This window comes from Bacteroidota bacterium, from assembly GCA_017303975.1.
Taxonomy (GTDB): Bacteria; Bacteroidota; Bacteroidia; order JAFLBG01; family JAFLBG01; genus JAFLBG01.
The window spans coordinates 100,587-122,757 of sequence record JAFLBG010000004.1 but is presented as its reverse complement, the minus strand read 5'-3'; the positions used below and the strand labels follow the sequence as shown (position 1 = coordinate 122,757).

Here is a 22,171-nt window from a genome sequence, read left to right as displayed (position 1 = left end):
TACAATAATAAATTTTTGGCACTTTATTTGTAATTGACTAGATTAACTACCAATAAAACGAATACTATGAAAAGAATTAGTTTATCACTTTTTGTACTTGTACTTACCACAAGTATTTCAATAGCCCAAAAATGGGGATTTGTGGATACAGAATACATTTTAGCTCAAATACCTGAGTACAAAAGCGCACAACAAGATTTAGATAAAGTATCTGCCGACTGGCAAAAGGAAATTGAAGCTAAATATGCCGAAATTGATAAGTTATATAAAGCCTACCAAGCTGAGCAAATATTGCTAACAGACGAAATGCGTAAAAAGCGCGAAAACGAAATTATTGCGAAAGAAAAAGAAGCAAAAGACATTCAAAAAGCAAAATTTGGGGTAGATGGCGAATTGTTTAAAAAACGCCAAGACCTAGTAAAACCAATTCAAGACAAGGTATATACTGCCGTAAAAACAATTGCAGAGAAAAAAACACTCGATGTGGTTTTTGACAAAGCAAGCGACTTAACTATGTTATACACCAATCCTAAAAAAGATTTTAGCGATGAAGTATTGATAGCATTAGGATATAAACAAGGAGCATCCACGGGTACTCAAAACAAAGCTAAAACAACCAAGTAAACATTTTTTAAATTATTACTTGCTATCACATTATTAAGTTTATTTTTGTAAAAAAAATTGATATGGTATAGCTATGTTTCCTAAAAGCAAACAAGAATTTAGATAACATAGCTATACCATATGACAATAAAAAATTAAAAATCTACATATGAAAACCACTACATTTAAAATTACACTTATTGCTTGCTTATTTCTATCTACACTTAACATAAGTGCTCAAAAAATAGGACACATTAACCTTGATTCGTTAATAGGATTAATGCCAGAATCGAAAGAAGCCGAAAAAGCAAGCATGGCGTTTATAAAAGAATTGGAAACAAGCATTGGTACTATGCAAGGCGAATTGCAAACCAAGTACCAAGATTATATGGCCAACCAAGACAAATATTCTGATTTGGTAAAACAAACAAAAGAAAAAGAATTGCAAGATTTAAATCAACGCATACAGGAATTTCAAGCGTCTGCGCAAGAAGAAGTAAATAGAAAAAAAACAGAATTGGCAAAACCAATTTACGACAAAGCAAAAAAAGCAATTGACCAAATTGCCAAAGACAAAGGCTACAAATATGTATTGGATACAAGCTTAGGAAATGTCCTTTTTTCTGACCCTGCAGATGATTTGTTAAGCAGCGTATCGGACAAACTAGGATTAAGCAAAGCTGCAAAAGCAGCAACTCCTGCTACACAAGGCACTATGCCAAAACCGAAGGAAGAGCCTAAAAAATAAATTTCCATAAAAAAACAAGACCCAGAAGGGTCTTGTTTTTTTATACAGCTATACCAACTCATGGCAAACAACAATCCCATAGGTATTTTCGATTCCGGTATTGGTGGACTGACGGTGGCAAATGCCATTGTAAAGCTAATGCCAAACGAAAAGTTGATTTATTTTGGTGATACAGCTCATCTTCCATATGGAGATAAGTCTCCCGATTCTATTAAGTATTACGCCATTCGAATAAGTCAGTTTTTATTGCAAAAAAAATGCAAGATGATTGTTATTGCCTGCAATACCGCATCAGCAATGGCTTACGAAACTATTAAAGATTTTGTGGGATCTAAAATTCCCGTAATAAATGTGATTGACCCGGTGGTGGAAGAGGTTACCAGAAACAAAAAGCACAAACATATTGGAGTAATTGGCACCAAAGGCACTATCAAATCAAATGTGTATGCGCAAAAAATCCATTTAAAAGATAAAAGTCTGCAAGTAGCTTCTTTGGCTACACCGCTGTTGGCATCTATGATTGAAGAGGGTTTTTTTAACAATAAAATAAGCCAAACCATTATTAATTCTTACCTATCTCGCCCTAAATTAAAAAATATCGACTCGCTTATTTTAGCGTGCACACATTATCCGCTTATTAAAAAAGAAGTGGAAGCATACTACAAAAACAACATTGATATAATTGATTCCGCAGGTGTTGTAGCCAAACATGTACACAATTATTTAAGCAAAAAGAAAATGCTTACTACTACCAAAAAACCTGTTCATCAATTCTTTGTATCCGACTATACACAATCGTTTGAGCAAAGCACCAACTATTTTTTCAAAAATAAAATCAGCTTGAAAGAAGCTGCTATTTGGAAGTAGGTTAATTCCATTTTTCCGTAAGTTCCCCTCTTATACTTTTTTCGAGTAATTTTTTTATCTCGGACTTAGAATTATAATTGGCTAATAAATGCATAAGTTTAGTAACAGCAGCTTCGGTAGTGCTATCAAAGGCACTTAAAACGCCTATCTCTTTCAATTGTGCACTTGTTTCGTATCGTCCCAACTCCACGCTTCCGGCACTGCATTGTGTAACATTGTAAATAATAATGCCTTTGTCTATTGCCTCTTTGAGCTCTTTTACAAACCATGCATCTGTTGGTGCATTACCGGCTCCAAAGGTTTCTAACACAACCGCTTTTAGTCCTTTAGAGGATAGTATGGCATTTACTACTGATTGTGTTATTCCGGGAAATAATTTTAGAATAGCAATGTTAGCATCCAATTTGTAATGAATGCGCAATGGCTTATTAGATGGTTTTTGCAAATAGGCTGTACTATATTTTATATGCACTCCCGCCTCAGCCAATATAGGATAATTGGGCGACTGAAATGCCTGAAAATGCTCTGCATTAAACTTATTGGTTCTATTGCCTCGGTACAATTGGTATTCAAAATAAATACAAACCTCCGAAACAATTGGTAATCCATCCTTTTGAGAAGACGCAATTTCTATGGCTGTAATTAAATTTTCTTTTCCATCTGTTCTAATAATCCCAATGGGTAGTTGTGAGCCGGTAAGAATAACCGGTTTAGCAATATTCTCTAACATAAAGCTTAATGCAGATGCTGTATAAGCCATGGTATCAGAGCCATGTAAGATTACAAAACCATCGTACTTTTCGTAATTCTTTTCTATTAACTTGCACAACATCACCCAAACATCGGGATGCATGTTAGAGGAATCGATAGGTTTTTCGAACGATACAGGTGTTAGTGTAATATTGAATTTACTAAGCTCCGGAATTTGTGTCGTTAAATTTCGAAAATCAAATGGCTTTAATTGCCCTGTTTTGGGGTCTTCTATCATGCCAATCGTTCCGCCTGTATATACAAGAAGTACAGATGGCTTTCGTTTATCCTTTATAGATTGTGCTAGTTTTTTCATTCTATTAAAACACGTCTACTTCCCCTTAAAATTAGCTTTTCGTTTTTCTAAAAACGCTTGCGTTCCTTCTTTAAAATCTTCGGTGCCAAAACATTTCCCAAACTCTTCTACTTCTTTCTTGTACCCTACTTTGTGAGATTGGTAATAGTAATTAATAGCTGCAATTGCACTAGAAACAGCTACCGGAGATTTTGTTTTTATTTTTTCAAGCATCTCTTTTGCCTTATTAATAAGCTCTTCCGGGGTAGTAACATAATTTACCAATCCTAAGCGTAAAGCCTCATCGGCTGTTATCATATCGGCCGTTAAATGCAATTCCATTGATTTTGCTTTGCCTATATATTGTGTTAATCGTTGTGTGCCTCCGTATCCTGCAATTAGCCCAAGGTTTACTTCGGGCTGCCCAAACTTTGCATTGTTGCTGGCAATACGCATATGGCAAGCCATTGCCAACTCGCACCCTCCACCCAGCGCAAAGCCATTTATAGCAGCTATTACAGGCTTAGTTGAATTTTCAATACTATCAAACACATCGTGTCCAGCTTGTGCCAGGTATTTTCCCTGCTCAACAGTAAGTCCTAAAAATTCAGAAATATCAGCCCCGGCCACAAAAGACTTTGGTCCTGCGCCCGTAATAATAATCCCCGAAACAGCTGTATTTGCTATAGAGTCTGCAATAGCATGACCAATTTCTTGTATCGTTTTTTTGTTGAGTGCATTTAATTTTTCGGGACGATTAATGGTAATTGTAGTTATTCCATTTTCGTTATTCATTAAAATATTTTCGTAGTTCATGTCTATTCTTTTGATGTTTATAAAAAGGAGTCTTGTAGCAGCTATATTATATTTTACGATTGGTTTTTACCCAAGTAGAAATGTACTCTATAATTATTTTTGTTTCGGTACCAGGCGCGAACAACTCTCCAACACCTTGTTTTTTCAATACATTCATGTCATCTTCCGGAATTATTCCACCACCGGTAAGCAGCACATCGGTCAAACCTTTCTCTTTCATTAATGAAATTATTTTTGGGAAAACAGTCATGTGTGCTCCCGACAAAATGCTTACACCTATTACATCTACATCTTCCTGCAATGCGCTATTTACAACCATCTCGGGCGTTTGTCGCAATCCGGTGTAAATAACCTCCATCCCTGCATCACGCAAAAAAGAAGCAATTACCTTTGCACCTCTATCATGACCATCTAATCCTACTTTTGCAATTAATACTCGTATGGGTCTGTTCATGTCCAATTATTTTACTACAATTTACAAATAATCTTATTTGTATTTAACAACCAAACGTTCGATAAATCAAATAAAGTGTACCTTTTAATCCGTATTTTTAGGATACTTATATTTAGCTCGTTCAAAAACATTACATGACCACAAATTTTATTGTTACAAAAGCTTCCGGAGATAAGGCTAATTTTTCAGAAGAAAAACTACACCATTCTTTAAAGCAGTCTGGAGCTACCACAGAACAGATAGATTATATTTTAAGTGAGGTGTATGCTAAATTGTATCAAGGTATTTCTACAAAAAAAATTTATCAAATTGCATTTGGTTTGTTGCGAGATACATCCAGGCATCTAGCCGCAAGATATCATTTAAAGAAAGCTATCATGAGTCTTGGGCCATCGGGTTATCCATTCGAAAAATTTGTTGCCGAAATTTTAAATTACCAGGGCTATAAAACAACGGTAGGTGTTACCACTCAAGGTTTGTGTGTTAGTCATGAAATTGATGTAATTGCAGAAAAGGGAAACAACTATATTATGGTAGAATGTAAATACCATAATCAGTCAGGAGTTTTCTGCGATGTAAAAATACCGCTATACATTCAGTCAAGATTTTTAGATGTTATTGGGCAATGGAAAAAACAGCCCGAACTAGCAAACAAGTTGTATGCCGGCTGGGTTGCAACAAATACGCGCTTCTCCGAAGATGCTATGAAATATGGCACTTGCGCTGGATTACATTTATTGGGTTGGGATTATCCAATAAAAAACGGATTGAAAGACCTTATTGATACCTACGGTCTATACCCTATCACATGCCTTACATCGCTAACAAAACCGGAAAAAAAACAATTGTTAGACAAAACAATTGTTTTATGTAAGGACCTTAATGACAATCACAATCTACTAGATAACCTTGGAATTAAGCCATTCCGAATAAAGGCTATTTTACAGGAGTGCGCTCAATTGTGCGAACACTTGGCTTTGCGAAAATAAATTTTTTAATATTGTCTTAGTTGTTTTTGCTTTTTACAAGCACACTTACTCGATATACAAAATAAATGCAAATTAAAATTACGGCAGCCACAATGTATCCAAGCGTATCATAGTGCTGCAATGGCGCTGTTTCTGTTTCTTGTTTTACAATAAGTCCCGCAAAAATAGCTGCTATTCCTCCCGCCATTTGTTGTAGCGAAGAGTTAATGCTCATAAAAGCGCCCCTATCTTTCATTTCCGGAATTTGAGTTGCTAATGCTGTTGCAGGAATCATTCTGCTCATAATTCCCATAAACAAAAGCATATTAACTACAACCACCTGCCACAAAGGCATCACAGATATATTGGTATAAACCACCACCATAATAGTTGCCCAAACAGAGCCAATAGCAAACAATTTAAACTTATCTATCTTATCGCTAATTCTTCCAATAATTGGCATGATGATAATAGAAGATATACCTGTAAACATAAAAACTAAGGGCAAATCATGGTGTGTAATTCCGATGTTGTTTACCAAAAAAGCACTGGAAAAAGGCATCAACATAAAACCGCCTATAGACAACATGGCTGTTGCCAAAAACCCAACTTGGTAGGACGAGTTGCTAACAGTATGCCACAAATGCAAGAAAGGGCTTTTGGTAGATTGTAGTTTTAAATGTTCGTTTATTGGTTTTACTTTAATAGCAACTACAATCCCAATTACTGTAGCCAAAATAACAATCATAAAAAAGGTTGCGTGCCAATCCCATTTAGCAGCTAGATACAACCCAATTGGAATTCCAAGAACTTGGCTAGCAGCAAAAGCCATTTGCACAAAACCCATCACACGTCCACGTTGATTGATGGTAAACAAATCTGTAATGATAGCCATACCAACTGCAGAAATTACACCCCCAAAAACTCCTGTAACAATACGCGCTGTTAATAGTTGCCAATAGGTATTGGCCAGCCCACAAAATAACGTACCCAACACAAAACCCGTATAAAAAAACAACAATATTTTCTTTCTATCGTATTTATCGGCAAACCCTGCAGCCAGTATGCCGGACAACCCCGCACTAAAGGCATAAGCAGAAACCACCCAACCAAAGTTTGCTGGCGTCATTTGCAGTGCTTTTATTAAAATATCTCCTAGCGGAGCAAGTATCATAAAATCGAGCACTACAGTAAATTGTAACAATGCTAAAACTACTACAATAAATTTTTGATACCCGGTAAGAGCATCCACGAGAGGCTTTGGTTGTTCCACGTTTTCCTTTTATTTAAACCAACCGGAGTACATTACATAGTTGTTGGCTATCCTGTTTATCTCCCCGTTAATTAATTCTTGATTTATTTCTTTTACTTTTTTTGCAGGCACTCCCGCATAAACCGCCCCAGGCTCAACTACTGTATTTTCAAGCACAACAGAGCCCGCTGCAATAATTGAGTTGCTGCCGACAACTGCATTGTCCATTACAATAGAACCCATTCCAATTAATACATTATCGTGTATGGTGCATCCATGAACGATGGCATTGTGCCCAACGGAAACATTATTGCCTATTGTTGTTGCAGCCTTTTGATAAGTACAATGAATAATTGCCCCGTCTTGAATGTTTACTTTGTTACCCATTCTAATGGCATTCACATCACCCCTAACTACCGCATTAAACCACACACTGCAATCATCTCCCATTTCAATGTCTCCTATTAATGTTGCTGTTTCTGCTAAATAACAATTAGAGCCCATTTTGGGCGAAATGCCTTTTACCTCCTTAATTAGTGCCATAAAAGCTAGTTTTTCTTACAACAACCCGGCAGTTTATCATACGCCTCCATACTCGCTTTGGTATCATCAGCATCGTAACCAACGGCATTTATTGCTTTCCTAATTGCATCTGCGTTGGTTTTGGAAGAATTAAATTTTACAGTAATTACTTTGTCGCTCAAATTTAGTGTCGCTTTACCTACACCATCAACAGCTTTAACGGCTTTCTCTATTTTCTTCTTACACATTTCGCATTGTGCAGAAGTTTTAATTCTTATTTCTTGCTTGCTTTTTTGTGCAAAAGAAACTGTGCTAGCTACTAAAAGCAAACACACAACTAATTTGTTTATCATAATTTTAATTTTGACACAAATGTAGGGTAAAAAACAATAGTGCTGAATGGGCAAACTTATTAATAGTTTTCAGAGAAAAAAGTTAAATAGTCATCCAACTTTTTATTTTTAAACAGTGCCTGAAAGTTATTTGTTGATATAATAAACGAAGAAAATGTATTTTCCTCCAAATCGACAAATAACTCCGCTTCATTTTGGGTAAATGAATAGTAATCTAACGCTTTGTCTTTATCAGCGAATTGCTTTACATACACCAATTGGTTATCGTTATCCAAAAAGGTGGATGTTATTTGCAAATTATCGAGGCTATAATTTGTTGCATTAAAATTAGAAAGTGCCACTTTAAAATTTGCAACATTCCCTTTATTGTTTTTTACCACTAAAACCCAGTAATGAGATGCGCTTTCCTCCAAAACGTAGGCTGCATTTACATTTAGCGTACTATCCAGCTTAATTGGTTTATTTAGTGTATCTCCACTTGCTGTTGCTCTTTTCTGGCTGATATAATCCAACAACTCTTGCGCTTTCGCTTTTACCTCTAACTCTTTGGGGTTCCTAACAATTACAGCCGTTAGCGCCATTTCAAACGATTTTAAATCCTTTGTTCTGCCTATTGCCATTGCCTTTAACAAATCGAACTTTGGCATAAGTGCATTTTTAAAATAGGCAGTATCGGCATAATCGCACCTACTTATAACTGCTGCATAATTTCCGGAATTGTACATATCAAATGTTTCGCTGTAGTAGCGCTCAATAATATTTTTGTTTGCATTAGCCGTTTTAGCATAATCCGGATTTTTAATGATACGCGCGTATTCAGAATCCGAATAATTTGTAAGAATCAGGTTTTTATAATAGTTGGCTCGATCGCTATTATTTACAGCCAAGTTTAACCGATACAATTGGTAATAAGAAGACAGCTCGTACTTGTTTTTAGGATAACGTTTGATGAGCTCTTCAAACATTTCAATTGACTTTTTATTGTTCAACAATTCTTCTTTATAAATGGCTCCTGCGTTATTAAAAGCCTCTACAATCTTTTTGTTAGAAGCATCCATTTTCTCTGCAGTTAGCGGAATATCTTTCAAATAATACTCCTTCGACTTCAATTCTTTTTTTGTAGAAACAACATTTGCGGTTGGAGCTGTTGCATTTTCAGAAGAATTCCCGGATGCTTGGTCTCCGCCAAAATCGGATGATTCTTTATTAGACCTTCGCCAATTGTCTTCTAATTTTCTATTTCCCCATTTTTTTGAAAATTCGCCTAATCCTAAATTTACAGTTATCGGATTGTAAAAATACCACATTCCATTACCACCCAATGTTGGATTTGTGCTTGTGTTGGTGGCATTGGAATTCAAGTTCAATAATTGATTACTAAGTTCGCTAGCCATTTTTTCTTGCTCTTCTTGTCTTTTTTTCTCGTCCTCCTGCACTTTTGCAATTATTTTGGCAATTACGGCATTACGGTCCAGTTCGCTCATTTTTGCTAACTTTTGTAAACTATCTTCCAATAAAATAGTTTGCAAATTGGCAATCAAACTATTCAAACTTTTTTTCTTACTTACAATAAAATCATAATTAGGATAATCTTTCTCTAAGAAAACCACAGTACTATCGTAATACTTATCGGCTTTGGCATAATCAGGTTTTTCAAAATGAATATCGGCCAATTTTAAAAACGAAAATGCTTTTTGATTGTTGTTAGACACACTAACTCTAACCGATTTTTGCAAATAGTCTATTGCTCCCGGCAAGTTGTTTTCTTTTTCTTCAATACCTGCCATGGCATAATAAATTTGGTCTAGGTATTCTTTGTTCTTGGGGTCTTTAGCCATTTTAGACAACACATTCTTTATGTGTTTGCCATCTTTGCTATCTGCATCATACAACTTTGCACGGTGTATTTTGGCAGCAAACAACATATCGTACGGAGGGTTTTGCTTTATTACATAATCATAGTACTGTGCAGCTTTCTTATTATCCTCTAACTTTTCATATAACTGTGCCAACACAAAGGCATACCTAGATTTTGTTTTTTTTCCGTGCGACAAAATTATAGCCTTGGTTAGTTGTTGAGCTGCATCGGCATACATACCGCGCTTAATCATATAATCTGCCGTAAGTGCAGAAAATTCTCCTTGCCATTTTTTGGGGAAATTTTTATCTGCGTTTATATAATCAATTACTTGTTGAGACATGGAAACGCTTGCCATCTCATTATACGTGCGAATAAGCCACAACATAGCTTGGTAACGAGTAGGGCTTTTGACATATACTTTTGAAACATAATCAAACACCTCTATCGCAGAAAAAAAGTCTCGCTTGTAAAAATAAGCTTTCCCAATAACCATGTAGTTCTCGTCAATCCAACGCACAGCCCCTGGAATTTCTTTGCCCTTTTTATCTGTTATAGCATGGCGCTGTATAACAGTAGAGGATTTCTTAATGGCTCTATCCATCTCTGAATAAATGCTTTTCGACTCCTCTTCGTTGGGATGAATAAAAATGGGCAACAACCTGTTGTAATTGTCCTTATGCGATTGCTCAATTTTAAAAACACCGTCTTTTATGCTTTCTTCTGCCCAATACTGCCCATTGTAATGCGAAGTAAGATTATGGTACTGTCTATTTACAAATTTGTTCTTTTTAGTAGAACACGATACAACTAAACAAATAGGTATATAAACTAGAAGATATTTTATGAGGCTTTTAAGCACTATTGTCTAAATTACAGATAATTAACAAAAATTATCAAAATTTATTGTTTAACCAAAGAATTTATGTGCTTTGAGTATATTTGCCAGACTATAGAAAATGGCGGAAATACCTAAAAAGAAAAAAATACTTACCAAGCTTAAAAACAAGTATAGGCTTGTGGTGCTCAACGATAGCACTTTTGAAGAAAATTTTTCTTTAAAACTAACCCCGCTAAACCTATTTACGTTAGTAGGAATTGTTAGTATTGCTTTGATTGCGCTGGTGATAAGTTTAGTGGCGTTTACCCCACTGCGCGAATACATACCCGGATACGCAGATGTAAATACCCGCAAAGAATTAATGGCTATCTTATTTAAAGTCGATTCGCTTGAAAACGAGTTAGACTTGAAGAGTAAATACATTACCAACATCAACAATATTGTAACGGGTAATTTATCAGAAGAAAAAGGCTCCGCTCCGGGTTCGGATAGCACCCAAAAGTATCAACAGGTAAACACACAACCGTCAGAAAAGGATTTGGAGTTAAGGCAAGAAATTGAATCGCAAGATCAATATTCGCTGCAAACAGCAGATAATACCGGCAAAAACATGCTTAGTAGCGTTTTCTTCTTTACTCCGCTCAATGGCCTTGTTTCGGCATCTTTCGATATAAAAGAAAACCATTTGGGAGTTGATATTTTAGCTAAAGAAAATGAAGCCATAAAAGCAGCACTAGACGGAACCGTAATAAGTGCCGATTGGACTTTGGAATCCGGTTATACAATTTACATACAACATGCCAACAACTTAATTTCTGTATATAAACACAACTCTGCTCTTTTAAAAAAAGCTGGCGAATTTATTAAAGCAGGTGAAGTTGTTGCTATTGTTGGTAATTCGGGCGAACTAACCTCCGGGCCTCACTTACATTTTGAACTGTGGTTAAACGGAAATCCAATTAATCCGCAGGACTACATGGTATTTTAACCCTATGAAGAAGAAAAAAGAAAGAAGACACATTGCTATTTTAGGATGCACCGGAAGTATTGGCACACAAGCACTACAAGTGGTTGACCAACACCCCGACAAATTTGTGGTGGAAGTTTTAACAGCAGGAAGCAATGCTGATTTATTAATTGAGCAGGCAATAAAATACAAGCCCAATGCGGTTGTAATTGTTGACGAAAAAAAATACACCCACGTAAAAAATATCCTAAAACCCTATGATATTAAGGTGTTTGCGGGAATAAATTCTGTTGCGCAAATAGTGGAAATGGCTAGCATAGATGTTGTATTGGCTTCCATTGTTGGTTATGCTGGGTTACAATCTACCATTGCTGCTATTAATGCAGGAAAAACAATTGCCTTGGCAAATAAAGAAACGTTGGTTGTAGCAGGCGAATTGGTAACAAAACTTGCTAAAGAAAAGGGCGTGAACATTTATCCGGTAGATTCCGAGCACTCTGCCATATTTCAATGTTTGGTGGGCGAATTTCACAATCCAATTGAAAAAATATATTTAACCGCATCCGGAGGGCCATTCCGAGGAAAAGATAAATCGTTTGTAGAAAAAGCTACTAAAGAACAAGCGCTAAAACACCCTAATTGGACGATGGGAGCCAAAATAACTATTGACTCTGCATCACTTATGAACAAAGGATTAGAGGTTATTGAAGCAAAGTGGTTGTTTAATTTAAAACCCGAACAAATAGATGTTATTGTACACCCTCAATCCATTATTCATTCGTTGGTTCAATTTACCGATGGCTCTATGAAAGCCCAACTAGGGCTGCCGGATATGCGCTTGCCTATTCAGTTTGCGCTGGGATATCCCAATAGGCTGACAAATAATTTTACACGATTTAATTTTTTAGATTATCCACAACTAACCTTTGAAAAGCCAGACACCAAAACATTTAGAAATTTATCATTGGCCTACGAAGCAATGAAAAAAGGTGGAAACTCTGCTTGTGTTCTAAATGCCGCTAACGAGGTGGTAGTAGATGCATTCTTGCACGACAAAATTTCTTTTCTAAAAATGAGTACCGTAATTGAAAAGTGCATGGAAAAAGCTCAATTTGTAAGGGAACCTTCGTATGATGATTATGTAAACAGCGACAAAGAAGCTAGAATAAAAGCAGAAGAATTAATTTAAAAAACACTGCCATTATTTTATTTCACACTTCTCATCTACTATATTTACGTTTATTAATTCCAAGTACATGAAAAAAATTTATTCGCTTTTAACAATACTTTCAATTGCACTTTTTACCAACGCTAATCCAATCCTTGTTGCGCCAAGCAATACGGTATGTTTGGGTGCGGTGGTTTCATTAACCATAGCAGGAGCAACTGACCAATGCTACAGCTGGGATATGGGAAATGGGGTAAATTTTACGACTAGTAAAAACGACACAACTTACACCTATGGTTGGGCAGGAACTTTTTATGTACAAGTTTGGGGAGGTCCGGCAAGCTGTACTGGTTATACAAATCAATACAATACATCCATAACAGTAGTAGACACATCCATGGGCATCACGACAGGTATATATAGCCCAATATGCCCATATACAATGGTAAAGTGTACTACCTACTATTCCGCCACAAAATACAGGTGGTACTTTGGTGATGGAGACAGCGCAATAACCTACAACCTTTTAGATAACCCAGAGCATTATTATACTAGCCCCGGAAATAAAACAATAACCCTTCTTGCAGAAAGGCCTTGCGGTATCTTTACAAGCACTACTCAGGTTAATATAACAGATACAATACACCCCATAATGTATCAATGGGATGCCAACATAAACACATCCGATAGCGCTATATGCCCAGGCGCATACGCTAATTTTAACTTCAATAGGCTCAGTTCAAACTACGAAGTAGTTACGTGCCATTTTGGAGATGGTACAAGTATGCAAATATTTAACATAAGCGAACAACACTCCTACTCAACACTTGGCTGGTATTATCCTTTTGTTGTAGTTACCAACTCATGTGGGAATAGCGATACACTACATTTGTCTCCAATTCATGTTACTAATGGGGTAACATCACTTCCTACAGTTTCGCCTATAGACTACTCAACATCTCTTAGCGGTAGCGACTCTATTTGTATTAACACTCCTGTATATTTCTACCTATCTAAATACAACTACCCCAATCATTACTTTACTTGGCAGTTTGGAGATGGCAACACAGCACCTGATACATCATATAGCATTCCACACAGCTACAACGGAGGCTCATTATACACTCCAACTCTTACCATTTTCAATTTTTGTGGAGCTAGCCAAAGCTACACCCTTACACCTATAAAGGTAAGTACAAACAAGCAGGTAAATATAACATCTACCAGCAGCATATATATGGTGGCAAACAATTATCCATTACAAAACAACGACACCCTTTGCCCTAAAACACCTATTAATTTTGAAGTATATGGGTACCCGGAATACACGTTTTTATGGAATTTTGGCGATGGAGGACAGCTACCCGGAGCTCAAGTTCAATACTCGTATTTGTTTACAGGAACATACCCCGTATCTGTTACTGCAACCAACGGCTGTGGAGATTCCGAAACATATTCTCCTTCGCCTAATGATATGGTACATATTGGTAACGGAAGAAAATCGGATTACAACATATATGCTTCCCTAGACACGATTTGCCGCGGTGATAGTATAGAGTTTAGTTTTTATTTAAATAACATACAACAAGCCAATAAATTTACATGGGACTTTGGAGACGGCTCTCCGCAAAGCTTAGAACACACGATAAAACATACCTACACAGCAACCGGCAATTATACAGTAACATTATTCACTGAAAATGCCTGCAATACAAAAGATACAGCTTATTATAGTATTGCTGCAGTTGGTAACAAAAAATCAGAAGCAATATTTACTGTGCAACCCAATGACGATGCTATTGTTAACTCCTGCCTAGGAGACTCTCTTCACTTTTTACCCAATAATATTTCGTACCCAAATTATTACTGGACATTTGGAGATGGAACTACCTCTACTAGCTCTAACCCTAAACACGTATACACTAACTACGGAAGCTATGAATACGATATTTATTTGATTATTACCAATAATTGTGGAATATCAGATACTGCCAATTACTACGATTTATACAATCAAAATGTAACTGTACATCCTACTCCCACAGTATATGCAGGCAAAGACACTATTATTAAAATCGGCACATCCATTCAATTAAATGGAGCTGCAAGCGGACAAATAGGACAATACAATTACGGGTACAGACTGTATAACTGGACTTCTTCATTGGGAGATTCAATCCCTAACAATACCTCCCCTAACACGTTAGTAACACCATCCGTAAGTACCACTTATTACTTAGAAGTAACCAATGTAGAATTAGGCTCCGGATTTAACACATCATGCCCTGTGATAGACTCCATGAGGGTTACCGTAGTCTCAAACTTCTCCGGTCACATATTTAAAAACAACGGTTTAGATACCGTGAAATCGGGAGTTGTGTTTTTATTCAAATACGACCTTACAAATAATGTAGCTATGGATTTAGTTGACACTACAACTATTGATAGCAAAGGCGAATACAGCTTTCAAAATGTACCAATAGATAAATATTTACTGCTTGCAGCACCTACCACCAGCACGGTTTACCCAATGGCAGTAAACACCTATTATGGCGACACTATGTTCTGGACGGGAGCGCAAATATATCATCATGTTGGATTCGATTCGTTAATTGATATTACATGCAAAGTACTGCAAGACCCATGCCCTGCATCGTCTTGCCCGGGTAGAATTGAGGGATTTGTTTTAGAAGGCAACGCTTACGGAAAAATGATGGGGCCGGGAAGTCCAATTGGCGGGGCTCCAACAAACCTATCTAAAAAGCCCGGTGGAGCCATTGTAGTAAGCACAACCAGCGATACCACACAAGGACCTAATGAGGGAAAATTTATATTCGAAAAACTTCCCTTTGGGGTGTATGGTATTCATGTAGATATTGCAGGAATGCCTATTGATGTGTCTATGAGTGGTACTACATTTACTATATCCCCAAGCGATACCAACATTACGAATGTTAACGTGTATTTAGACTCTAACTTAATATACATGAACTTAGGAACCAGTGTTTCTTCTAGTACAGTGAGCGAGAATAGAGTTACCGTTTATCCCAACCCTGCAAAGGAATACATTACAATTGAGTACACGGCAACAGAGCAAGAGGCTAATGAAACTAAAAGAATACAATTGGTTGATGTAATGGGCAGAGAGCAATTTTCTACCGCTCCATTTATTACAACAAAGGGTGTTAACAAAATTACATTTGGAGTAAACACGCTTCCTAACGGAATTTATTTCTTGTATTGGAACAATACTGCCAATCCAGGAAACAAAACAATTATCTCTAAAGTTTCAATAGTTAAGTAGCGCAGAGCTCTTGCACAATTTTAATACAAAAATCTTTCTCATTAAATATTCAGTCGAATTTTATTCTGAATATATCGAAATATGAAAAGTTAAATTTTGTAAGAACACGATTGAATATTTATGTGTGTATAAGCCTGCGAGCTTTAAATACAATCGAATGAGCGCTAGTAAACAAATCGATTGCGATTACCCCATTCTTGGTTATATTTGCACAAGTGAAAACGCCTAATATTAATAAAAAAAACAATTCTCTTTTAAGAGCGAGTTTACCCGTTTTACTCTTTCTGTTTAGCCTTTCGAACTCTTCTTCTCAGATTTATAATTTTGAAAAGTATTCGATAGAAAACAAGCTACCCCAAAACTATGGGATTGCAATGGCGGAAGACCCAAAGGGATTTATATGGATTGGGACAGCAGATGGTCTTCTTAAATTAGGTGGAAATTACTCTGAAGTATATACTCGAAAAAATGGATTAGCCACAAATTTTATATCTACCCTTAACATAATAGACAGTGTACTTTTTATTGGCCATCAGTCTGGGGAAATAAGTTGTTTAAATATTAATAATGGTCAAATTGAATCTACAATCAAACATCCAGATATAATAACAAGAATTAATAGCATCATCAAAAGAAACAAATCAGAATTACTCATAGCAACAAACGAAAATGGATTATGGAGTTTGAATATATTCAACAATTCTCTTAAAAAAATAAAACTTAAAAACAGTATAAAAAACATTTCTTCTTTATTACTCGACAGCAACAGAAATATAATTTTAGGTAGCTTTGGGGGGTTATTTGTCTATTCTAGCGACTTCACAAAGATTTTTTATTCAGATTTAACTCTATCTGTATTTGGCTTGATTAAATCAAAAGATAATTATGTAGTAGCCACAACCAATAGTCTTTTGAGATTGAAAACAATAGAGGAAAAAATGTTTTTGAATCTAATTTTCATCCCAGATTATAATACAATAACCTCCATTTTGGAAACTCAAAAAGGAGAAATTATAGCAGGTGCAAATAATGGGGATATATATATTGTAAGCTTAAAGACAAATAAGCACAAGAAAACACTTTCAGAAAAAAATGGTTTACTAGGGTCGCAAATCTTATCCCTCCTCGAAGACAAAGAAGGCAACATCTGGATTGGCTCCCTAAATGGTGTTTGTAAAATAAATGCTGCACAACAAAAATTTGAGTTGCATAATTTTTCTACTATTAAAAATGTTTTGAAAAACAGTTGGTCTGTTATACAAACTGCCGATAAAAAAATATGGACATGCACAGATAACGGGCTTATAGAGATTTCTGAAAACAGCAACGCTCCTGTTTCATATAAACACTACTACGATTTAAAAGAGTTTAAACAAACAACCCTAATGGCATCTGCCATTGATAAAAACGGGAAACTATGGGTTGGTGGGAACAATGGAACACTCTCTTATTTTAATAGCACAAAAAATAAATTTGAAAAAGTTGGTTCGTTTACTAAAACTATTAGCACTATTTGCGTAACCGCTGAAAACAACTTAGTAATAGGCAGTTGGGGAGGTGGTGCTTTTTTGTTCAACACACTAACCAATAAAGTTGATACCTTAAATTCAAAATACGGTATCGACAACTTAATGGTAAACAAAGTGTTTATCGACTCAAAGAAAAACACCTGGATTGGAACACAAGGTGGCTTGTTAAAGATAGACGGCAAAGGTTATACTCGTTTTAATAGAACTACCAATCTAGAACACGACAACATCAACTCCATCTGCGAAGACAAAGTAGGCAATATATGGATTGGCACACAAAGTGGTGGTATATATAAATACAACGGACATAAATTTATTTCCTTTACAACAGCAGATGGACTTACCTCTGATGACGCCTATTTTGTGCTTTGTGATAAAAACAACAACATTTGGATTGGCAGCAGCAAAGGTGTTGACAAATACGACCAAGTTGCTAATACATTTAAACATTACGGAAAAGCAGAGGGTTTTATGGGCATAGAAACCAACCTAAATGCTGCTTACGAAGACTCCGAAGGACACTTGTGGTTTGGTACCGTAAACGGAGTAATGAAATATTATCCGGAGAAAGATGTTCCAAATCCGTACGAACCCAGAACGTATATTACAGATGTTACTTTAGGCGATTCAACAAAGACAACACAAACTGAATTTTCGTACTCACAAAACAATATTACGTTCAATTACATCGGCATTAGTTTAACCGACCCCAAAAAGGTGCTTTACCAATGGAAACTAGAAGGCTCTGAAAATGAGAATTGGTCAATGCCAACAAAAGACATAAAAAAAACGTTCGATTACCTTGCTCCCGGAGAATACACTTTTTTAGTAAAGGCTTGTAATGCCGATGGTATTTGGAATAAAGAACCTGCAAAGTTTCATTTTATTATCACTCCACCATTCTACAAGCGCTCTTGGTTTTTACTTTTAGTAGCTACTTGCATAGGCATCAGCATTTTTTTATTTATTCGCTACCGTACTTATCGACTTCAAAAAAAATCAGAGATACTCGAAAAGCAAGTAAAAGAGCGCACCACAGAGGTGGTAGAACAGAAAAAAGTAATTGAGCAAAAAAATAAAGACATTACCGATAGTATTTCGTACGCAAAAAAAATTCAAGAAGCGATACTTCCTTTAACATACGATATTGGCAGAGCTTACAAAGATTTTTTTATTTACTATCGCCCAAAAGATATTGTAAGTGGGGATTTCTATTGGTTCACAAAAAAAGAAAACTTTTCATTTATAGCTATGGTAGATTGCACCGGACATGGCGTTCCCGGAGCATTCGTTTCTATGGTGGGTAACTCTTCGTTAAATCAAATTGTAAACGAAAAGAAAATATACGAACCATCGCAAATGCTTAAAGAGTTGGACAATTTGGTAACCAGCACATTAAAACAAAGTGTACTAACCTCCGAAACACGCGATGGAATGGACATTGCGCTGTGCAGAATAAATCACATAACAAACGAACTTACATTTGCAGGCGCTAACAGACCATTGTATTACCTTAAAAATAACGAGCTGATAAAAATAAAAGGCAACAGCAACGCTATTGGTGGTTTTTATGATGAATCGAAAGCATTTACCAGTCACACCATTCAGATAAATAAAAACGACAGTTTCTACCTTTTTTCAGATGGTTATGCCGACCAATTTGGCGGACCTAAAGACAAAAAATTTATGACCAAAAATTTAGAAAAATTACTACTTTCAATACAACATCTACCCATGAAAGAGCAAGAATTTGCAGTTAAAACAGAGTTAGAAAGCTGGCAAGGCGCAAACGAAGCTGTGGACGATGTGTTGGTAATGGGCATAAAGGTGATTTAACTCAAAGGATTGACGGTATTCATTTATTGATAATTCTTCTCAAATTGTATATATTACACACCCCTAGCCCCTCTCAAGAGGGGAATTGTTTTGAACTATTTAAAAATAATTTATAAATAAGAAATATGCGAAAACTAGTATTACTCTATCTACTTTGTGCAAGTATCCAAATTTCGTTTGCACAAACAGCGCCTAAAACATATACCTACAGCTCTGTTCCAAACGACCCCCTAAATGTCCGAATTTACCAATTGCAGAACGGGCTTACGGTGTACATGAGTATTTACAAAGCCGAGCCTCGTATTCAAACAGCTATTGCTGTGCGTGCAGGAAGTAAAAACGACCCTAAAGATGCAACAGGATTGGCGCACTATTTAGAGCATATGCTTTTTAAAGGAACCAGTCAATTTGGAACAAAAGATTATGCAACTGAAAAAAAATATCTAGATGAAATAGAAAAAACATTTGAGGTATATAGAAAAACTACTGACGAAAAAAAACGTAAAGCCATCTACCGCACAATTGATAGCCTATCCGGCATTGCTGCTAAATACGCTATTGCAAACGAATACGATAAAATGACTGCCGCCATTGGCGGTCAAGGAGACAACGCCTACACATGGGTTGAACAAACGGTTTATATAACCGACATCCCATCAAATCAACTAAACAACTGGCTTGCTATTCAAGCAGAAAGATTTAGACAGCCCGTTCTGCGCATCTTTCACACTGAGCTAGAAGCAGTGTATGAAGAAAAAAACATTGGAATGGATAATGACGGAAACCAAGCATTTGAAGCTTTGTTGGAAGGATTGTGGCAAAAACACACCTACGGAACACAAACAACCATAGGCACTGTAGAACATCTTAAAAATCCATCCATAACAGAAATTAAAAAATACTACAACACACACTACGTGCCTAACAATATGGCAATCTGCCTTTCGGGCGATATTGATCCGGACAAAACAATTCGTTTAATTGATGAGAAATTTGGCTCGTATGCACCAAAGCCTGTACCTAGTTTTACATTCTCACCCGAAGATGAAATAAAGGCACCAATCGTAAAAACTGTTTATGGCCCTAATGCCGAAAACATAATGCTTGGCTACAGAATTGCCGGAGGAGCAGGAACAACGGATGCAGACCTAGCGTTACTAGTATCCAAAATATTAAGCAATGATGCAGCAGGATTAATCGATTTGAACTTAAATCAAAAACAAAAACTATTGGGTGGAAACTGTATGCCAATGGTAATGAAAGATTACTCTTGCATGATACTAGGTGGGAGTCCAAAAGAAGGACAAACATTAGATCAAGTAAAGGAGCTGCTTTTAGAACAAATTGAAAAACTAAAAAAGGGAGAATTCCCTGATTGGCTTCCAAACGCTATTGTAAACAACTTGAAGGCCGAAGAAATGGACAAAGTAAGAAGCAACATGGTTCGTACAGAAGCCATGGTAAACTCTTTTGTAACCCACACCAATTGGGCGCAAGAAGTAAATACGTATGATAGATTAGAGAAAATTACTAAACAGCAAATAATGGATTTTACTAAAAAATATTTTAGCAATAACTATGTAGCTGTTTACAAAAAAACTGGAGAAAGTAAAAACAACGAAAAGGTTGTAAAGCCTCAAATTACACCGGTTGAGGTAAACAGAAACGATCAATCTCCTTTTGTTAAAACTATTTTAAGCGCTTCTATAGAAACTATACAACCCGAATTTGTTGACTTTAAAAAAGAAATAAAAAAATCTTCGCTCAATACACTAGAGGTTTTGTCGTGTAAAAACACAGAGAATGATTTATTTTCTCTCTCCTACCGAATTCCAATGGGACAGATGCACGACAAGCGATTGCCAATTGCAGCAGGATATTTTTCTTATCTAGGTACAACTAAATATACTGCAGAGCAACTACAAGAAGAGTTTTATAAAATTGCGTGCACTTATAACATGGCTTGTACAGAGGATGAGGTAATCATTTCGGTAAGTGGACTAAACAAGTATTTTGAGAAAGCACTAACATTGTTTGAAACAACGCTGAATGACTGTAAGCCGGACAAAGAAGCACTTGACAACTTGGTGCTTGACTTACTAAAAGTGCGTGAAGACAATAAGCTTGACAAAGGATTTATTGCACAAAATGCACTTCGCAGCTATGGTGTATATGGTCCAAAATCCCCATTTACAAATATTCTATCTGAAGAAGAACTAAAAAAGCTTGATGCTGTAGAACTTACAACACTAATAAAAAATCTAACTTCGTACAAACACACCATTAGCTATTTCGGTCCTTCAGAAGAAAACATTTTTCTTCCTGTTGTAACCAAAATACACGGCACCACCGCTCAAAAAAAGGATGCTCCAGCCCCAACAGTTGCGTTTACAGAAAAGCCTAGCGAAAAAGAAGTTTTCGTGATTGATTATGACATGAAACAAGCAGAGATTGTTTTTCTAAATAGAGACTTAAAATTCTCTAAAGAAAATATTCCTGCTATTTCTATGTTTAATGAATATTACGGTGCAGGCATGTCGTCTATTGTTTTTCAAGAAATAAGAGAATCTAAAGCGCTTGCTTACTCAGCAGGAGCAAGATATACCATGCCAAGAGAGTTGGATAAACACCATTATGTTTCGGCACGCCTAGGAACACAGGCAGATAAGCTTCCAGAGGCAATGTCGTCTATGATGGAATTACTTACCAATATGACTGAAGCAGAAAATACATTCAGCGCGTCTAAAGAATCTATTTTACAACAAATTCGAACCAACAGAATGCCGCGCCAGAGTATTATTCCAAACTATTTGGCTGCAAAAAAATTAGGGTACGAGTACGATATAAACAAGGATATATATGCCGCTTTACCGGCATTAAACTTGCAAACCACAAAAGAATTTTTTAACCAACACATAAAAGGTAAAAATTATACCATTCTGGTTTTAGGGAAAAAAGATCTTTTAGATATTAAAACACTTGAGAAATACGGAAAGGTTAACTACCTAACACTTAAAGATATTTTTGGGTACTAAAATAA

At 36.2% G+C, this 22,171-nt stretch carries 16 protein-coding genes; 9 read left to right on the top strand and 7 right to left on the bottom strand.

Annotated features, from left to right (window positions below; translation table 11 throughout):
• Positions 1-66 precede the first annotated feature (66 nt).
• The 3 genes from J0M08_02840 (at position 67) to J0M08_02830 (ending at position 2,218) form a co-directional block, all read left to right on the top strand.
• Entirely contained in the window at positions 67-624 is a 558-nt protein-coding gene (locus J0M08_02840; protein MBN8701971.1) for an OmpH family outer membrane protein, read from the top strand.
• Between the two features lie 148 nt (positions 625-772).
• Positions 773-1,351, top strand: a complete 579-nt coding sequence (locus J0M08_02835) for an OmpH family outer membrane protein (GenBank protein MBN8701970.1) — start codon at positions 773-775, stop codon at positions 1,349-1,351.
• Between the two features lie 60 nt (positions 1,352-1,411).
• Positions 1,412-2,218, top strand: a complete 807-nt coding sequence (locus J0M08_02830) for a glutamate racemase (GenBank protein ID MBN8701969.1) — start codon at positions 1,412-1,414, stop codon at positions 2,216-2,218.
• A gap of 1 nt (position 2,219) precedes the next feature.
• Here the strand turns inward: J0M08_02830 and J0M08_02825 are convergent, their stop codons facing one another.
• The 3 genes from J0M08_02825 to J0M08_02815 are packed head-to-tail and all read right to left on the bottom strand — an operon-like array spanning position 2,220 to position 4,533.
• Positions 2,220-3,284 (bottom strand): type I asparaginase, encoded by a 1,065-nt coding sequence (locus J0M08_02825; GenBank protein ID MBN8701968.1) that lies wholly within the window; start codon positions 3,282-3,284, stop codon positions 2,220-2,222.
• A 15-nt stretch (positions 3,285-3,299) separates the two neighbouring features.
• The gene (locus tag J0M08_02820; protein MBN8701967.1) at positions 3,300-4,079 is read right to left on the bottom strand and encodes an enoyl-CoA hydratase/isomerase family protein; all 780 of its coding nucleotides are present in this window, start codon (positions 4,077-4,079) and stop codon (positions 3,300-3,302) included.
• A gap of 46 nt (positions 4,080-4,125) precedes the next feature.
• Complete coding sequence (locus tag J0M08_02815) at positions 4,126-4,533, bottom strand: cobalamin B12-binding domain-containing protein (protein MBN8701966.1); 408 nt, start codon at positions 4,531-4,533, stop codon at positions 4,126-4,128.
• Between the two features lie 134 nt (positions 4,534-4,667).
• On the opposite strand from J0M08_02815, the gene J0M08_02810 reads away from it, so the two are divergent.
• The gene (locus tag J0M08_02810; protein MBN8701965.1) at positions 4,668-5,522 is read left to right on the top strand and encodes a restriction endonuclease; all 855 of its coding nucleotides are present in this window, start codon (positions 4,668-4,670) and stop codon (positions 5,520-5,522) included.
• Between the two features lie 16 nt (positions 5,523-5,538).
• Here J0M08_02810 and J0M08_02805 read toward each other — a convergent pair whose 3' ends face one another.
• Genes J0M08_02805 through J0M08_02790 form a run of 4 tightly spaced genes read right to left on the bottom strand, consistent with a single transcriptional unit; the run spans position 5,539 to position 10,348 of the window.
• A complete protein-coding gene (locus J0M08_02805; GenBank protein ID MBN8701964.1) occupies positions 5,539-6,774 on the bottom strand; it encodes an MFS transporter in 1,236 nt (411 codons plus the stop codon).
• A 9-nt stretch (positions 6,775-6,783) separates the two neighbouring features.
• Positions 6,784-7,296 (bottom strand): gamma carbonic anhydrase family protein, encoded by a 513-nt coding sequence (locus J0M08_02800; GenBank protein MBN8701963.1) that lies wholly within the window; start codon positions 7,294-7,296, stop codon positions 6,784-6,786.
• Between the two features lie 5 nt (positions 7,297-7,301).
• Entirely contained in the window at positions 7,302-7,628 is a 327-nt protein-coding gene (locus J0M08_02795; GenBank protein MBN8701962.1) for a heavy-metal-associated domain-containing protein, read from the bottom strand.
• A 59-nt stretch (positions 7,629-7,687) separates the two neighbouring features.
• Positions 7,688-10,348, bottom strand: a complete 2,661-nt coding sequence (locus tag J0M08_02790) for a hypothetical protein (GenBank protein MBN8701961.1) — start codon at positions 10,346-10,348, stop codon at positions 7,688-7,690.
• Positions 10,349-10,445: 97 nt separating this feature from the next.
• Here J0M08_02790 and J0M08_02785 point away from each other — a divergent pair, with 97 nt between their 5' ends.
• The 5 genes from J0M08_02785 (at position 10,446) to J0M08_02765 (ending at position 22,166) form a co-directional block, all read left to right on the top strand.
• Entirely contained in the window at positions 10,446-11,315 is an 870-nt protein-coding gene (locus J0M08_02785; GenBank protein ID MBN8701960.1) for a M23 family metallopeptidase, read from the top strand.
• 4 nt (positions 11,316-11,319) lie between these two features.
• Positions 11,320-12,483, top strand: coding sequence for a 1-deoxy-D-xylulose-5-phosphate reductoisomerase (locus tag J0M08_02780; protein MBN8701959.1), 1,164 nt, complete (start codon positions 11,320-11,322; stop codon positions 12,481-12,483).
• A 67-nt stretch (positions 12,484-12,550) separates the two neighbouring features.
• Positions 12,551-15,766: a PKD domain-containing protein gene (locus J0M08_02775; protein ID MBN8701958.1), complete on the top strand. Its 3,216-nt coding sequence runs from the start codon at positions 12,551-12,553 to the stop codon at positions 15,764-15,766.
• 215 nt (positions 15,767-15,981) lie between these two features.
• Positions 15,982-19,131: a SpoIIE family protein phosphatase gene (locus J0M08_02770; protein MBN8701957.1), complete on the top strand. Its 3,150-nt coding sequence runs from the start codon at positions 15,982-15,984 to the stop codon at positions 19,129-19,131.
• A 125-nt stretch (positions 19,132-19,256) separates the two neighbouring features.
• On the top strand, positions 19,257-22,166 hold the full coding sequence (locus J0M08_02765; GenBank protein MBN8701956.1) for an insulinase family protein: 2,910 nt from the start codon (positions 19,257-19,259) through the stop codon (positions 22,164-22,166).
• Positions 22,167-22,171: the final 5 nt, after the last annotated feature.

What these genes read in the sequence shown, in the direction of transcription:
- J0M08_02840 (MBN8701971.1), top strand. Translation starts at nt 67, where the DNA reads ATGAAAAGAATTAGTTTATCACTTTTTGTACTTGTACTTACCACAAGT.
- J0M08_02835 (MBN8701970.1), top strand. Translation starts at nt 773, where the DNA reads ATGAAAACCACTACATTTAAAATTACACTTATTGCTTGCTTATTTCTA.
- J0M08_02830 (MBN8701969.1), top strand. Translation starts at nt 1,412, where the DNA reads ATGGCAAACAACAATCCCATAGGTATTTTCGATTCCGGTATTGGTGGA.
- J0M08_02825 (MBN8701968.1), bottom strand. Translation starts at nt 3,284, where the DNA reads ATGAAAAAACTAGCACAATCTATAAAGGATAAACGAAAGCCATCTGTA.
- J0M08_02820 (MBN8701967.1), bottom strand. Translation starts at nt 4,079, where the DNA reads ATGAACTACGAAAATATTTTAATGAATAACGAAAATGGAATAACTACA.
- J0M08_02815 (MBN8701966.1), bottom strand. Translation starts at nt 4,533, where the DNA reads ATGAACAGACCCATACGAGTATTAATTGCAAAAGTAGGATTAGATGGT.
- J0M08_02810 (MBN8701965.1), top strand. Translation starts at nt 4,668, where the DNA reads ATGACCACAAATTTTATTGTTACAAAAGCTTCCGGAGATAAGGCTAAT.
- J0M08_02800 (MBN8701963.1), bottom strand. Translation starts at nt 7,296, where the DNA reads ATGGCACTAATTAAGGAGGTAAAAGGCATTTCGCCCAAAATGGGCTCT.
- J0M08_02795 (MBN8701962.1), bottom strand. Translation starts at nt 7,628, where the DNA reads ATGATAAACAAATTAGTTGTGTGTTTGCTTTTAGTAGCTAGCACAGTT.
- J0M08_02785 (MBN8701960.1), top strand. Translation starts at nt 10,446, where the DNA reads ATGGCGGAAATACCTAAAAAGAAAAAAATACTTACCAAGCTTAAAAAC.
- J0M08_02780 (MBN8701959.1), top strand. Translation starts at nt 11,320, where the DNA reads ATGAAGAAGAAAAAAGAAAGAAGACACATTGCTATTTTAGGATGCACC.
- J0M08_02775 (MBN8701958.1), top strand. Translation starts at nt 12,551, where the DNA reads ATGAAAAAAATTTATTCGCTTTTAACAATACTTTCAATTGCACTTTTT.
- J0M08_02765 (MBN8701956.1), top strand. Translation starts at nt 19,257, where the DNA reads ATGCGAAAACTAGTATTACTCTATCTACTTTGTGCAAGTATCCAAATT.